Below are 14,481 nucleotides of genomic sequence, written 5' to 3' on the forward strand. Positions count from 1 at the left end.
CAGGCCAGCCTAGCCGGGCGGCGCCCGGGGCCGTCACTCCGTCCCACGGAACGGACTGCATGCTGTGCGGGGGGATGTCCGGTTCGGAGCGGTGTCGCGGTTTTGCAGCGCGATCGAGCGAGGGTCGGCATCGACCGATAGTGTTCAGCATTGTCGAACCGAGGTGGAGGAGTACGGCGCGATGGCCAAGAACATCCAGTCGCTGGAGCGGGCGGCGGCGATGCTGCGTCTGCTGGCAGGCGGCGAGCGGCGGCTGGGGCTGTCCGACATCGCCTCTTCACTGGGCCTGGCCAAGGGCACCGCGCACGGCATCCTGCGCACGCTCCAGCACGAGGGCTTCGTCGAGCAGGACGCCGCGTCCGGCCGCTATCAGCTGGGCGCCGAGCTGCTGCGCCTGGGCAACAGCTATCTCGATGTCCACGAGCTGCGGGCCCGCGCGCTGGTCTGGACGGACGACCTGGCCCGCTCCAGCGGCGAGAGCACGCATCTGGGCGTGCTGCACCAGCAGGGCGTCCTCATCGTCCACCACGTGTTCCGTCCCGACGACAGCCGGCAGGTCCTGGAGGTCGGGGCCATGCAGCCGCTGCACTCCACGGCCCTGGGCAAGGTGCTCTCGGCATACGACCCGGTGGCGCACACCGAGGCCCTGGAGGCCGAGCGGCAGGCCTTCACGCCGCGCACGGTCACCGATCCGGAGGACTTCGAGGCGATGCTCGACCTGATCCGGGCGCGCGGCTGGGCGGCCGACGTGGAGGAGACCTGGGAGGGCGTGGCCGCGGTGGCCGCCCCGATCCACGACCGGCGGCGGATGCCGGTCGGCGCGGTGGCCGTGACCGGTGCCGTGGAGCGGGTCTGCGCGGACGGGGAACTGCGCCCGGAGCTGATCGCCGCGGTGCGCGACTGCGCCCGCGCGGTCTCCAGGGACCTGGGCGCCGGACGGTTCTGACCGCCGCGGCGGGCCGGAGCCGGTAACGATCGAGTTATAGGCCACACAACCCTTGACGCCTGATTCACCTGGGGGAAGCATTGCCGTTCATCGGTCGGCATTGTCGAACACGTAACGGAAAAGAGCGTTAGGGTGTGACAGCGCCAAGGGCCGGAAAACGCCCTCACATGAGGGCGCGGACCACCGGAGGGACCCGGGGTTCGGCTTCCCTGGACGAAGGACAAAGGAGTCGCGGGTGTCCAGCTCCGACATCTTCATCGGCGAGACCATAGGTACCGCCGTACTCATCCTGCTCGGCGGCGGTGTCTGTGCCGCTGTCACTCTCAAGCGCTCCAAGGCGCAGAACGCCGGCTGGCTGGCCATCACCTTCGGGTGGGGTTTCGCCGTGCTGACCGGCGCGTATCTGGCCGGTGGTGTTTCGGGCGCGCATCTCAATCCGGCGGTCACGATCGGCCTCGCGATCGAGGGCGGCACCAAGTGGAGCGACGTACCGCTGTACCTCGGCTCCCAGCTGTTCGGCGCGATGATCGGCGCGGTGCTGGTCTGGCTGACGTACTACGGGCAGTTCCGGGCGCATCTCACGGATCCGGAGATCCTGGCCGCCCACTCGGGTGAAGAGGGCATGGTCGACAAGGCTTCCGCCCCGAAGGCGGGCCCGGTCCTGGGCATCTTCTCCACCGGCCCCGAGATCCGGCACGCCGTGCAGAACATGGTCACGGAGATCATCGCCACCGTCGTGCTCGTCCTGGCGATCCTCACCCAGGGCCTCAACAACGACGGCGACGGTCTGGGAACGCTCGGCGCGCTGATCACCGCTCTGGTGGTCGTCGGTATCGGTCTCTCGCTCGGCGGCCCGACGGGCTACGCGATCAACCCGGTTCGCGACCTCGGCCCGCGTATCGTGCACGCGCTGCTGCCGTTGCCGAACAAGGGCGGTTCCGACTGGGGCTACGCGTGGATCCCGGTCGCGGGACCGCTCATCGGCGGCGCGATCGCGGGCGGGCTCTACAACGTCGCCTTCGCCTGAGCCGTGGCGCCCAGAGCCGCAACCCTCACGACCACACAGACTTCCGGGAGCACACCGTGACCGACGCACACACCACCGGCCCGTTCATCGCGGCCATCGACCAGGGCACCACCTCCAGCCGCTGCATCGTCTTCGACAAGGACGGCCGGATCGTCTCCGTCGACCAGAAGGAGCACGAACAGATCTTCCCGAAGCCGGGCTGGGTCGAGCACAACGCGACCGAGATCTGGGAGAACGTCCAGGAGGTCGTGGCCGGCGCCATCGTCAAGGCGGGCATCACCGCCGCCGACGTGAAGGCGATCGGCATCACCAACCAGCGCGAGACCACGCTCCTCTGGGACAAGAACACCGGTGAGCCGGTCCACAACGCCCTCGTCTGGCAGGACACCCGGACGGACGCGCTCTGCAAGGAGCTCGGCCGCAACGTCGGCCAGGACCGCTTCCGCCGCGAGACCGGTCTGCCGCTCGCCTCGTACTTCGCCGGCCCCAAGGTCCGCTGGCTGCTCGACAACGTCGAGGGGCTGCGCGAGCGCGCCGAGCGCGGCGACATCCTCTTCGGCACCATGGACTCCTGGGTCATCTGGAACCTGACCGGCGGCACCGACGGCGGCGTCCACGTCACCGACGTCACCAACGCCTCGCGCACGCTCCTGATGAACCTGCACGAGATGCAGTGGGACGAGCGGATCCTCCAGTCGATGGAGATCCCGGCCGCGGTGCTCCCCGAGATCCGCTCCTCCGCCGAGGTGTACGGGAACGCCAAGGGCGGCGTGCTCGACGGGGTCCCCGTGGCGTCCGCGCTCGGTGACCAGCAGGCGGCCCTCTTCGGCCAGACCTGCTTCTCCGAGGGCGAGGCCAAGTCCACGTACGGCACCGGCACCTTCATGCTGATGAACACCGGTGAGACGCCCGTCAACTCGTACAACGGACTGCTGACGACCGTGGGGTACCGGATCGGCGACCAGAAGCCGGTCTACGCCCTGGAGGGCTCCATCGCCGTCACCGGTTCGCTGGTGCAGTGGATGCGCGACCAGATGGGCCTGATCAAGTCCGCGGCCGAGATCGAGACCCTGGCCTCGTCGGTCGAGGACAACGGCGGAGCGTACTTCGTGCCCGCGTTCTCGGGCCTGTTCGCCCCGTACTGGCGCTCCGACGCCCGCGGCGTCATCGCCGGCCTGACCAGGTACGTCACCAAGGCGCACATCGCCCGTGCCGTCCTGGAGGCCACCGCCTGGCAGACCCGCGAGATCACCGACGCCATGACCAAGGACTCGGGGGTCGAGCTGACCGCCCTCAAGGTCGACGGCGGCATGACCTCCAACAACCTGCTGATGCAGACGCTCGCCGACTTCCTGGACGCACCCGTGGTGCGGCCGATGGTCGCCGAGACGACCTGCCTCGGCGCCGCCTACGCCGCCGGTCTCGCCGTCGGCTTCTGGCCGGACACCGACGCGCTGCGCGCCAACTGGCGCCGGGCCGCCGAGTGGACCCCCCGCATGGACGCGGACACCCGCGACCGCGAGTACAAGAGCTGGCTCAAGGCCGTGGAACGGACCATGGGCTGGATCGAAGACGAGGAGTAATCGACATGACCACCCTGCAGAGCGTCCCGGCCCTCGGGACCCACCCGGCCTCCGGCTCCCTCCCGAGCCGTGCCGAGACCAGGGAGCAGCTGTCCAAGGCGGCGTACGACCTCCTGGTGATCGGTGGCGGCATCCTGGGCATCTCCACCGCCTGGCACGCCGCGCAGTCCGGGCTGCGGGTGGCCCTGGTGGACGCCGGCGACTTCGCCGGCGCCACTTCCTCCGCCTCGTCCAAGCTGCTCCACGGCGGTCTGCGCTACCTGCAGACCGGCGCGGTGAAGCTGGTGGCGGAGAACCACTTCGAGCGGCGCGCGGTGTCCCGGCAGGTCGCCCCGCACCTCGCCAATCCGCTCACCTTCTACCTGCCGGTCTACAAGGGCGGGCCGCACGGCGCGGCCAAGCTCGGCGCGGGTGTGTTCGCGTACTCGGCGCTCTCCGCGTTCGGTGACGGGGTCGGGCATGTCATCAGCCCGGCGAAGGCGCAGCGCGACGTGCCCGAGCTGCGCACGGACAACCTGAAGGCCGTCGCGGTCTACGGCGACGACCAGATGAACGATGCCCGGATGGCGCTGATGACCGTCCGCGCGGCCGTCGAGGCGGGTGCGGTCGTCCTCAACCACGCGGCGGTGACCGGGCTGAGGTTCACCAAGGGACGGGTGACAGGCGCCGACCTGGAGGACCGCACGGACGGCACGGAGTTCGGCGTCAACGCGAGGCTCGTGCTGAACGCCACCGGACCGTGGGTCGACCACCTGCGCAGGATGGAGAACCCGGACGCGGCGCCCTCCATACGCCTGTCCAAGGGCGCACACCTCGTGCTGAAGCGCACCCGCCCGTGGAAGGCCGCGCTGGCCACCCCGATCGACAAGTACCGCATCACCTTCGCCCTGCCGTGGGAGGACATGCTGCTCCTCGGCACGACGGACGAGGAGTACGAGGGCGATCCCGCGGACGTCGCGGTCAACGAGAAGGACACCGCGCAGATCCTCGACGAGGCGGCGTTCTCCATCCGGGACCAGCAGCTGTCGCGCGATCTGATCACCTACTCCTTCGCCGGTCTGCGGGTGCTGCCCGGCGGCCCCGGTGACACGTCCAAGGCCAAGCGCGAGACGGTCGTGACGGAGGGCCGCGGCGGGATGCTGTCGGTCGCGGGCGGCAAGTGGACGACGTTCCGCCACATCGGCCGTACGGTGATGAACAAGCTGGCCGCACTCCCCGGGCACCCGCTCGCCGAGGACATGGAGCCGATCGCGCACCTGCCGAAGAAGCTCCCGCTGCCCGGCATCGCCAACCCGAACGCGGTGGCGCACCGGCTGATGGTCGACGGCGGCACGCCCGGCCCGCGGATGGCGGCCGACACCGCCCGGCACCTCGCCACGCACTACGGCTCGCTCTCCTTCGACATCGCGCGGATGGCGAACGAGAACCCGGCGCTGGCCGAGCGCATCCACCCGGACGCGCCGGAGATCTGGGCGCAGGTCGCCTACGCCCGTGACCACGAGTGGGCCGAGACGGCGGACGATGTGCTGCGCCGCCGGACGACGCTGACGATCCGGGGCCTGGCGACGGACGAGATCCGGGCCGGCGTCGAGTCCATGCTCGGCGACCGGGGCTGACCCGTCCCGAGGCACGGCGAGGGGCGGCTCCCGCGGGGGAGCCGCCCCTCGGCGCATGCCGGGGACACCGCAGGGACCGGCGAACGCGCCATACGGCCGCCATACGGGTGCAATACGGCGCGGGGACAGTTGAGCCATGAAGTTCTCCGTGCTCTCCCTCATCGGCCACGCCCCGCACCCGCTCGACCACCGACTCCCCTCCCCCGCCGAGCGGTTCGAGGAAGTGATCGGGACCGGCGTCGTCGCGGAACGGCTGGGTTTCGACGCGTACGCGATCGGCGAACGGCATGCCGGTCCCTTCCTCTCGTCCAGCCCGAGCGTGGTGCTCGGCGCGCTGGCGGCCCGTACCTCCACCATCCGGCTGCTGACCGGTGTCACGGTCGTCGCGATTCTCGATCCCGTGCGGGTGGCCGAGGACTTCGCGACGCTCGACCAGATCTCCCGGGGCCGGATCGAGCTCGTCGTCGGCAAGGGCGCGGAGGCCGGTCACTTCGACCTCTTCGGGCTCGACGAGGAGCGGCAGTGGGACCTCCAGCGGGAGAAGTACGAGCTGCTGCGGCGGCTCTGGCGCGAGGAGGGCGTCGACTGGGAGGGCGAGTTCCGGCCCGCGCTGAAGAACACCACGACCCTGCCGCGCCCGTACGCGGGGCCGCCGCGCGTCTGGCACGGCTCGGCGACCGGTCTCGACTCCCCCGAACTGGCGGCGCGCCACGGCGATCCGCTGTTCACCGCCAACGCCATCCAGCCCCGTGCGGCGTACGCCCGGCTGATCGACCACTACCGGGAGCGCTTCGAGGCGTACGGCCACGATCCGTCCCGCGCGCATGTGGCCGCGGGGTCGGGCGGGCTGCTGGTCGCCGACAGTTCGCAGCAGGCCGTGGAGCGCTACAAGGAGCTGTACGAGGCGAAGGTGGCCCAGTCCTTCCGGCCGCATCTGGAGGGAAGGGCCGGCTACAACACACCGTTCCGGACGATCGAGGAGGCCATCGCGGACGGGCCCCAGCTGATCGGCAGCCCGCAGCAGATCATCGACAAGATCCTCGGGTGGCACGAGGTGTACGGGCACGACCTCCAGTCGGTCGGCGTGGACGGTTTCGGGCTGGGCCGGGACGAGCAGGCCGAGACCCTCCAGCGGTTCGCGGAGGAGATCGCTCCGGTGGTGCGGCGCGAGGCACCGTCCGCGCTCTGGGACTGACCCCGACGGGCGTCCGGCAGCCCGCACCCGGGGCGACCTGCGGCAGACCTGGTTCATCCGACTCCTCCGACCCGCATAATGAAGGGATACATCGGATGTCTGATTCCAGTCCGGATCCAGGAGGACCGTCATGGCTGTCACCGACGAGGCGATCGAGAAGATCAAGGGAATGATCGTCTCGGGTGCTCTGCGCCCCGGCGACCGGCTCCCCAAGGAGAGCGAACTCGCGGCGGAGCTCGGGCTCTCCCGCAACTCGCTCCGCGAGGCGGTGCGGGCCCTTTCGCTGATCCGCATCCTCGATGTCCGCCAGGGCGACGGCACGTATGTGACCAGCCTCGATCCGCAGCTGCTCCTGGAGGCGCTCAGCTTCGTGGTGGACTTCCACCGCGACGACACGGTGCTGGAGTTCCTCGCGGTCCGCAGGATCCTGGAGCCCGCCGCGACGGCGATGGCCGCCACCCGGATCAGCGAGGCCCAACTGGACGTGCTCAGCTCGCAGTTGGACGCGCTGGGGGCGCAGCCCTCGGTGGAGGAACTGGTCGCCTGCGATCTGGAGTTCCACCGCGGCATCGTGCAGTCGTCCGGGAACTCGGTGCTCTGTTCGCTGCTCGACGGGCTGTCGGGGCCGACGACCCGGGCGCGGGTCTGGCGCGGGCTGACGCAGGAGGACGCGGTCAGCCGCACGCTCCATGAGCACCGGGCCATCGTGTCGGCGCTGCGGGACCGGGACGCGGAGGCCGCGCGGGCCTGGGCGACGGTGCATGTGGCGAGCGTGGAGCAGTGGTTGCGGTCGACGCTGTAGCACGGCCCGGGCGGACCCGGGGCTCCGCCCCGGACCCCCGGTCCTCGAACGCCGGACGGGCTGGATCCGCCCCGTCCGGCGTCCGGGAAGCGGGCCTCAGTCCTGCTTCTCGCCGCTCGCGAAGCGGGAGATGACCAGGGCGACGATGATGATCGCGCCGTTGAGGAACTGGTTCCACAGCGCCGGGACACCGCCGAGGGTCATCACATTGACCACCAGCTGGAGCGTCAGCACACCGGTCAACGCGCCGAACAGGGTGCCCCGGCCGCCCTTGAGGCTGATGCCTCCGATGACCGCGGCGGCGAACACCTGGAAGATCCAGCCGTTGCCCTGGGTCGCCGCGACCGATCCGTAGTGGCCGGTGTAGAGGATGCCCGCGAAGGCCGCCAGCAGCCCGCCGATGGCCAGCACGATCCAGGTGACCCGGTCCACCCGGATGCCCGCGGCGCGCGCCGCTTCCGGGTTGCCGCCGATGGCGTACAGCGAACGTCCGTGGCGCAGCCAGGCCAGCGCGGCGCCGCCGACGGCGAACAGGGCCAGGCAGATCCAGACGGCGGCCGGTGCGCCGAGCCACTCGCTCTTGCCGAGGTAGCGGAAGGACTCCGGGACGTCGGTGATGGACTTGCCCTCGGTGATCCCGATGTGGAGGCCGCGCAGCATGGTGAGCATGCCGAGCGTGGCGATGAAGCCGTTGACCCTCAGTTTCAGCATCAGGAAGCCGTTGACCGCGCCGATCGCCAGGCCCACCAGCAGACAGAGCGGGATCGCCGACCAGGTGGGCAGCAGACCCAGGCCCGCGAAGCGGCCGCCCTCGGCGGGCAGGACCAGCCACATCGCGACGACCGGCGCGATGCCGATCGTCGACTCCAGGGACAGGTCCATCCGTCCGCAGATCAGGATCAGTGCCTGGCCCAGCACCAGCAGACTGAGCTCGGAGGACTGCTGGACGACGCTGATCAGGTTCTCGGAGGTCAGGAACACCGGCGAGACGATGAACCCGATCACCATCAGCACCAGGATCACCGGTACCAGGGAGAAGTCGCTCCATCTGATCAGCTTCAGCCGGTCCAGCGGCCGTTCGCCGGTCGAGGAGCCCTTCGGCCCGCCGTCGATGCCGTCGGCCGCCAGGGGCCGTACCGTGCCGGTCATTCCCTCTCCCCCACACCTTCCATGGCGGCGACGAGCTCCCCGTCGTTCCACCCGCTTGCGAATGTCGCGACCACGCGGCCGTGGAACAGGGCGAGCACCCGGTCGCAGACCCGCAGATCGTCCAGCTCGTCCGAGATGATCACTGCGGCGTTCCCCTCGTCGGCGACCCGTCGCACGACTCCGAGCAGCGAGTCCTTGGACTTGACGTCCACGCCCGCGGTGGGCCGGACCGCCACCAGCACGCTCGGCTCGCGGGCCAGTGCGCGGGCGACCACCACCTTCTGCTGGTTGCCGCCGGAGAGTCCGGAGACGGGCTGCTCGGGCCCCTGCGTCTTGATGTCCAGCGAGGCGATCATCGAGCGCGCGAACTCCCGGGTACGGGAGGGCAGTACGGTCCCCCACGGGCCGAGCTGGTCGGTGACCGTGAGCGTGGCGTTCTCGGCGACGCTGCGTTCCAGGACGAGGCCCTGGTCGTGCCGGTCCTCGGGGATGTAGCCGATCCCTGCGTCCAGCGCGTGCGGCACACTGCCGGAGCGCACGGCCCTGCCGTGCACGCGGACCGTGCCGCCGCCCGCCTTCCGCATGCCGGCCAGGGTCTCGCCCAGGGCCGTGTTGCCGCTGGCCGCGGAGCCGGCGAGGCCGAGCACCTCACCGGGGCGGACCTCCAGGTCCAGTGGTTCGAACTGGCCCTGGACGGTGAGTCCTTCGGTACGCAGCACGGGGGCGGCCGACTCGTCCCGTGCCGCGGCACCGTCGCCGCCCGCGTGCCAGGCGGTGGCACCGGCGGACTGCTCGCCGGTCATCGCCGCCACCAGCTCCGCCTTGGCGATGTCGGCGACCGGGGCGGTCAGCACATGGCGGGCGTCGCGGTAGACGGTGACCGCCGTGCACAGCTCGTACACCTCCTGCAGATGGTGGGAGATGAAGAGGAACGCCACTCCCTGGCTCTGCAGTTCCCGCAGCTTGTCGAAGAGCCGCCCGATGCCCCGGGCGTCGAGCTGGGCGGTCGGTTCGTCCAGGATGATCAGCCGGGCGCCGAAGGACAGCGCCCTGGCGATCTCGACGAACTGCCGCTGCTCGACGGCGAGATCGCGCGCCCGGGTGCTGGGGTCGACCTGGACGCCGTAGTCGGCCAGCAGCCGCTGCGCACGCCTGCGGAGCCTGCCCCAGCCGATCCAGCGGGAGTTGTCGTCGAAGCGGTTGAGGAAGAGGTTCTCCGCGACGGTGAGGTCCGGGACGACCATGGACTTCTGGTAGACGCAGGCGACCTTGGACTGCCAGGCCGTGGTGTCGCCGAAGGCGGGCGCGGGCTCCCCACCGAAGGTGACCGTGCCCGCGTCCGCCTTGTGGAGCCCGGTCAGGACGCTGACCAGCGTCGACTTGCCCGCGCCGTTGCGCCCGACCAGGGCGTGGGACTCCCCCGGCTGCACGGTGAGCCGGACCCCGTCGAGCGCCACGGTGGGCCCGAAGCGTTTGACAACGCCTTCCGCCTGTACGGCAGGTGGTGCCTGGTCCATGGCTAGCTCTTCTTCTCCAGCTGGTTGGCCCACAGCTTCGGGTCGTCGACGTTGTCCTTGGTCACCAGCGGCGCGGGCAGCTGGTCCTCGAAGCCGTTCGGGATCTTGATGATGTTCGAGTCGTGGTCGGTGGGGCCTTCCTTGAAGGTCTTGCCGTCCAGGGCTGCCTTGGCGTAGTACAGCGCGTACTTCGCGTACAGGTCGGCGGGCTGGGAGATCGTCGCGTCGATCTTCCCGGCCTTGATCGCGTCGAACTCCTCCGGGATGCCGTCGTTGGAGATGATCGTGATGTGCCCCGGCGTACCGGCCGGCTTCAGCAGCTTCTTCTGCTCCAGGAGGGCGAGGGTGGGCTGCAAGAAGACGCCGCCGGCCTGCATGTAGATGCCGTTGATGTCGGGGTTGGCGGCCAGGGTGGCCTGGAGCTTGGCGGAGGCGACGTCGCCCTTCCAGTCGGTGGCCAGCTCGAAGACCTTGATGCCGGGGAAGTCCTTGTCCATGCAGGCCTTGAACGCCTCGGACCGGTCACGGCCGTTGATCGAGGAGAGGTCGCCCTGGAACTCGACGACCTTGCCCTTGCCCTTGAGCTGCTCGCCGAGGTACTTGCAGGCGTTGGCCCCGTACGCCTTGTTGTCGGCGCGCACCACCATGTAGATGTTGCCCTTGTCGGGGCGGGTGTCGACGCTGACGACCGGGATCTTCTTCTCGTTCAGCGTGTTGAGCGACTCGGTGATCGCGCCGGTGTCCTGCGGTGCCATCACGACGGCCTTGGCGCCCTGGTCGGTGAAGGTCTGGACGTTGGCGACCAGCTTGCCGATGTCGTTCTGCGAGTTGGTCAGCGGCAGCGCCTCGACCTCGCCCGCCTTGACGCCCTTCTCCACGTAGTTCTGGTACGAGTTCCAGAAGTCGCTGTCGCTGCGCGGCAGGTCGATCCCGACCTTCCCGCCGCCCGCGCCGTCGGCGGTGGACTCGCGGTTGCAGCCCGCGAGGGCAGTGACGGCCAGCAGTACGGCGCAGGCCGCCGCACTCGTCGTACGCACTCTCATTGGTGTCCCGTCCTTTGTGAGTACCGGCTCGGAGCTCTGTCGGCAAAGCGGAGGTGCATGGTGCGCGGGGGTGCGGCCCGGTGACGCGGCTCGGACCCGGGGCCTCTCGTCAGCTCTCGGCGGGGCGCAGGCGCACCCCCTGCATGCCGCCGTCGACGGCCAGGGCCGTACCGGTGACCGAGGCGGCGGCGGGGCTCGCGAGGTAGACGATCGCGGCGGCCACCTCGTCGGCCGACACCAGGCGTCCCAGCGGCTGGCGGGCGTTGAGCGCGGCCCGCTCGGCGGCCGGGTCGTCGGCCTGGCCGAGGAGCCGGCCGATCCACGGGGTGTCCGCGGTGCCGGGGTTGACGCAGTTGACCCGGATGCCCTCACGGACGTGGTCGGCGGCCATCGCCAGGGTCAGCGAGAGGACCGCTCCCTTGCTCGCGCTGTACAGGGCGCGCTGCGGCAGCCCGGCGGTCGCCGCGATGGAGCAGGTCTGGGTGATCGACACGGCGCCGGGGCGGGCGGCTGCGGCACGCCGCAGATGGGGCAGGGCGTGCCGGGCGGTGCGGACCATGCCGAGGACGTTGATGTCCAGGACCCGGGTCCACTCGTCGTCGGCGTTGTCCTCGACCGTGCCGATGGAGCCGATGCCCGCGTTGGACACGACGGTGTGCAGCCTGCCCAGTTCGGCGGCGGCGCGGTCGACCGCCTCGCGCACGGCGTCGTCGTCGGTGACGTCCGCCTTGACGGCGAGGGCGCCCGCGGGGGCGCCGGCGGTCTCCCGGTCCAGTACGGCCACCCGCGCGCCGCGTGCCAGCAGCATGGTCGCGACGGCTGCCCCGATGCCTGAGGCGCCGCCCGTGACCAGGGCGCCCATTCCCTCGAAGTCGCTCGTCGTGGTCATCGGTGGGCCTCCTCGGTGCGGCGGGCCTGCCATACGGCGCCCTGCGGGTAGCGGTGTGCGGCGATCGACTCGGGGAGCATCCGGGCGGAGAAGCCCGGGGAGCTCGGCGCGGTGTAGCGGCCGGACTCGATCACGGTGGGATCGGCGAAGTGCTCGTGGAGATGGTCGACGTACTCGATCACGCGGTTGTCCCAACTGCCGGAGACCGCCACGTAGTCGAACATGGAGAGGTGCTGCACCAGCTCGCAGAGTCCTACCCCGCCCGCGTGCGGGCAGACCGGCACGCCGTACTTCGCGGCAAGCAGCAGGATCGCCAGGTTCTCGTTGACGCCCGCGACACGTGCCGCGTCGATCTGGACGAAGTCGACGGCTCCGGCCTGGAGCAGCTGCTTGAACACGACACGGTTGGCGACGTGTTCACCGGTGGCGACCTTGACCGGCTGGCCGGCCCGGACGGCGGCGTGGCCGAGGATGTCGTCGGGGCTGGTCGGCTCCTCGATCCAGTGCGGGTCGTACGGCGCGAGCGCGGTCATCCACTCGACCGCGTCCGAGACGTCCCAGCGCTGGTTGGCGTCGACGGCGATCCGGATGTCGGGCCCGACCGCGTCGCGGGCCAGGGCGAGCCTGCGGACGTCGTCGCGGAGGCTGCCGCCGACCTTCAGCTTGATCTGGGTGAAGCCGTCGGCGACGGCCTCCTTCGCCAGCCTGACCAGCTTGTCGTCGCTGTAGCCCAGCCAGCCGGGCGAGGTGGTGTACGCCGGGTACCCCTCGGCGCGCAGCCGTTCGGCGCGCTCGGCCCGGCCCGGTTCGGCGGCCCGCAGGATCGCCAGGGCCTCGTCGGGGGTGAGGGCGTCGCTGAGGTAGCGGAAGTCGACGAGGGAGACGAGTTCCTCGGGCGTCATCCCGGCGAGGAACTCCCAGACGGGTCTGCCCGCCAGCTTGGCCGCCAGGTCCCAGGCGGCGTTGACGACCGCGCCGGCCGCCATGTGCATCACGCCCTTCTCCGGGCCGAGCCAGCGCAGTTGCGAGTCATGGGTGAGCTCACGGTGCAGTGCGGCGAGGTCGGCCGCGGTGCGGGGCGCCGGACGCCCCACCAGGTAGGGGCGCAGCGCGTCGATGGCGGCGGCCATCACCTCGTTGCCGCGCCCGATGGTGAAACAGAAGCCATGTCCCTCGACGCCGCCGCTGCCGCTGTCCGGGCCGTCCGTGCGGTCGGGGACATCGGTACGCAGTACGACGTAGGCAGCCGAGTAGTCGGGATCGGGGTTCATGGCGTCCGAGCCGTCCAGTTGTTCCGAGGTCGGGAAACGGATGTCGTGGACCTCGAAATCCGTGACGGTCTGACTCATGTGCGCCCCCAGGGGAATAACATCGGACCTCTGTTCCGGTCATCCGATGTATAGCGCCACCAGGGCGCCAACGTCCAGGGATTGATCGAAATTGACCGGACACAGCTCGGATGTATCCGGAGTTCGATGCCTTGATTCGACCGGTGGTGCACCCTCGTGGCCCAGGTTCACCCGGCTGTGTACGGAGGCTGCGGCACGAGTGGCTGGAAGCCGTAAGGTTGATGGGTACACAAGGGAACTTCGGAAGGAGGCCTGGGTGATCGAGCTCGAGGGGGTTCCCGAGCTGATCGACCCGGTCATGGTGGCCGCGTTCGAGGGATGGAACGACGCAGGGGACGCCGCCTCCACGGCGGTCGCGCACCTGGACCGGGAGTGGAAGGGCGAGGTGTTCGCGGCGCTGGACGCCGAGGACTACTACGACTTCCAGGTCAACCGGCCGACGGTGTGGCTGGACGGTGGGGTGCGCAAGATCACCTGGCCGACCACCAGACTCTCCGTGGTCCGCGTCGGCGGGGACAAGCCCCGCGATCTCGTCCTGGTCCGCGGTATCGAACCATCCATGCGCTGGCGCTCGTTCTGCAACGAGATCCTGGGCTTCGCCCATGAGCTGGGTGTGGAGATGGTGGTGGTCCTGGGCGCCCTGCTCGGCGACACCCCGCACACCCGCCCGGTGCCGGTCAGCGGAGTCACCTCCGATCCGGATCTGGCACGGACCATGGACCTGGAGGAGACCAGGTACGAGGGGCCGACGGGCATCGTCGGCATCCTCCAGGAGGCCTGCACGCACGCGGGCGTGCCCGCGGTGAGTCTGTGGGCGGCGGTGCCGCACTATGTGTCGCAGCCGCCCAACCCGAAGGCCACGCTCGCGCTGCTGAACCGCCTGGAGGACCTGATCGGTCTGCGCATCCCGCTGGGCGAACTGCCCGAGGACGCGCGCGCCTGGCAGCTCGGCGTCGACCAACTGGCCGCCGAGGACAGCGAGGTGGCCGAGTACGTGCAGACGCTGGAGGAGGCCCGGGACACCGCCGAGCTTCCCGAGGCGAGCGGCGAGGCCATCGCCCGGGAGTTCGAGCGCTATCTGCGCCGCAGGGACGTCGGTCCGGGCCAGGCGCCGGGCGGGCACGCGACGGAGAGCGGCGATGCCTCGTATCTGCGCGACACCTCCAGCGGCCGGACCCGTCCGCCCAGGCCGGCCCGTCCCGAGACCGGCGGCGACACCGGGCCCGGCGCGCCGCCCACGGGCGGACCCGGCCGGCAGCCACCGGCCGACCGGGAGGGCGGCGACAGCGGTGACGGCGACGGCCCGCAGGATTCGCCGGAGGACTGACGGGACCGGTGGAGCGCCGGGCGGGTACGTCACCGCCC

Annotated in this window: 12 protein-coding genes; 7 read left to right on the forward strand and 5 right to left on the reverse strand. The window is 70.5% G+C overall.

Annotated features, from left to right (window positions below; translation table 11 throughout):
* The first annotated feature begins 181 nt into the window (after positions 1–181).
* The 6 genes from ACFVX4_RS11320 (at position 182) to ACFVX4_RS11345 (ending at position 7,169) form a co-directional block, all read left to right on the forward strand.
* Positions 182–946: an IclR family transcriptional regulator gene (locus ACFVX4_RS11320; RefSeq protein ID WP_266421604.1), complete on the forward strand. Its 765-nt coding sequence runs from the start codon at positions 182–184 to the stop codon at positions 944–946.
* A 235-nt stretch (positions 947–1,181) separates the two neighbouring features.
* Positions 1,182–1,973 carry an MIP/aquaporin family protein gene (locus ACFVX4_RS11325; RefSeq protein WP_389974535.1) on the forward strand — a complete coding sequence of 264 codons (792 nt, stop codon included), beginning with the start codon at positions 1,182–1,184 and terminating at the stop codon, positions 1,971–1,973.
* Positions 1,974–2,029: 56 nt separating this feature from the next.
* Positions 2,030–3,556 (forward strand): glycerol kinase GlpK, encoded by a 1,527-nt coding sequence (gene glpK / locus ACFVX4_RS11330; protein ID WP_266421599.1) that lies wholly within the window; start codon positions 2,030–2,032, stop codon positions 3,554–3,556.
* Positions 3,557–3,561: 5 nt separating this feature from the next.
* Positions 3,562–5,172, forward strand: a complete 1,611-nt coding sequence (locus ACFVX4_RS11335) for an FAD-dependent oxidoreductase (RefSeq protein ID WP_389974538.1) — start codon at positions 3,562–3,564, stop codon at positions 5,170–5,172.
* Between the two features lie 136 nt (positions 5,173–5,308).
* A complete protein-coding gene (locus ACFVX4_RS11340) occupies positions 5,309–6,367 on the forward strand; it encodes an LLM class flavin-dependent oxidoreductase (protein WP_389974541.1) in 1,059 nt (352 codons plus the stop codon).
* A 130-nt stretch (positions 6,368–6,497) separates the two neighbouring features.
* Positions 6,498–7,169, forward strand: coding sequence for a FadR/GntR family transcriptional regulator (locus ACFVX4_RS11345; protein WP_037700470.1), 672 nt, complete (start codon positions 6,498–6,500; stop codon positions 7,167–7,169).
* Positions 7,170–7,265: 96 nt separating this feature from the next.
* Here the strand turns inward: ACFVX4_RS11345 and ACFVX4_RS11350 are convergent, their stop codons facing one another.
* The 5 genes from ACFVX4_RS11350 to ACFVX4_RS11370 all read right to left on the reverse strand — a co-directional run bounded on the left by ACFVX4_RS11350 (position 7,266) and on the right by ACFVX4_RS11370 (position 13,116).
* Positions 7,266–8,318: an ABC transporter permease gene (locus tag ACFVX4_RS11350; protein ID WP_389974544.1), complete on the reverse strand. Its 1,053-nt coding sequence runs from the start codon at positions 8,316–8,318 to the stop codon at positions 7,266–7,268.
* Entirely contained in the window at positions 8,315–9,835 is a 1,521-nt protein-coding gene (locus ACFVX4_RS11355) for a sugar ABC transporter ATP-binding protein (RefSeq protein ID WP_389974547.1), read from the reverse strand. Before ACFVX4_RS11355 ends, ACFVX4_RS11350 begins: the two co-directional genes overlap by 4 nt.
* 2 nt (positions 9,836–9,837) lie before the next feature.
* Entirely contained in the window at positions 9,838–10,878 is a 1,041-nt protein-coding gene (locus ACFVX4_RS11360; RefSeq protein ID WP_385326478.1) for a sugar ABC transporter substrate-binding protein, read from the reverse strand.
* A gap of 109 nt (positions 10,879–10,987) precedes the next feature.
* Entirely contained in the window at positions 10,988–11,767 is a 780-nt protein-coding gene (locus ACFVX4_RS11365; protein WP_389974549.1) for an SDR family NAD(P)-dependent oxidoreductase, read from the reverse strand.
* Positions 11,764–13,116, reverse strand: coding sequence for an L-fuconate dehydratase (locus tag ACFVX4_RS11370; protein WP_389974552.1), 1,353 nt, complete (start codon positions 13,114–13,116; stop codon positions 11,764–11,766). Before ACFVX4_RS11370 ends, ACFVX4_RS11365 begins: the two co-directional genes overlap by 4 nt.
* Before the next feature lie 256 nt (positions 13,117–13,372).
* Between ACFVX4_RS11370 and ACFVX4_RS11375 the strand changes: the two genes are divergently transcribed.
* Positions 13,373–14,443, forward strand: coding sequence for a PAC2 family protein (locus ACFVX4_RS11375; RefSeq protein WP_389974555.1), 1,071 nt, complete (start codon positions 13,373–13,375; stop codon positions 14,441–14,443).
* Positions 14,444–14,481: the final 38 nt, after the last annotated feature.

Source organism: Streptomyces sp. NPDC058240, assembly GCF_042882135.1.
In the GTDB taxonomy this organism is placed as follows: domain Bacteria; phylum Actinomycetota; class Actinomycetes; order Streptomycetales; family Streptomycetaceae; genus Streptomyces.

Coding starts and splice junctions, on each gene's coding strand:
- ACFVX4_RS11355 (WP_389974547.1), bottom strand. CDS start 9,835: ATGGACCAGGCACCACCTGCCGTACAGGCGGAAGGCGTTGTCAAACGC.
- ACFVX4_RS11345 (WP_037700470.1), top strand. CDS start 6,498: ATGGCTGTCACCGACGAGGCGATCGAGAAGATCAAGGGAATGATCGTC.
- ACFVX4_RS11365 (WP_389974549.1), bottom strand. CDS start 11,767: ATGACCACGACGAGCGACTTCGAGGGAATGGGCGCCCTGGTCACGGGC.
- ACFVX4_RS11340 (WP_389974541.1), top strand. CDS start 5,309: ATGAAGTTCTCCGTGCTCTCCCTCATCGGCCACGCCCCGCACCCGCTC.
- ACFVX4_RS11320 (WP_266421604.1), top strand. CDS start 182: ATGGCCAAGAACATCCAGTCGCTGGAGCGGGCGGCGGCGATGCTGCGT.
- ACFVX4_RS11335 (WP_389974538.1), top strand. CDS start 3,562: ATGACCACCCTGCAGAGCGTCCCGGCCCTCGGGACCCACCCGGCCTCC.
- ACFVX4_RS11370 (WP_389974552.1), bottom strand. CDS start 13,116: ATGAGTCAGACCGTCACGGATTTCGAGGTCCACGACATCCGTTTCCCG.
- ACFVX4_RS11350 (WP_389974544.1), bottom strand. CDS start 8,318: ATGACCGGCACGGTACGGCCCCTGGCGGCCGACGGCATCGACGGCGGG.
- ACFVX4_RS11360 (WP_385326478.1), bottom strand. CDS start 10,878: ATGAGAGTGCGTACGACGAGTGCGGCGGCCTGCGCCGTACTGCTGGCC.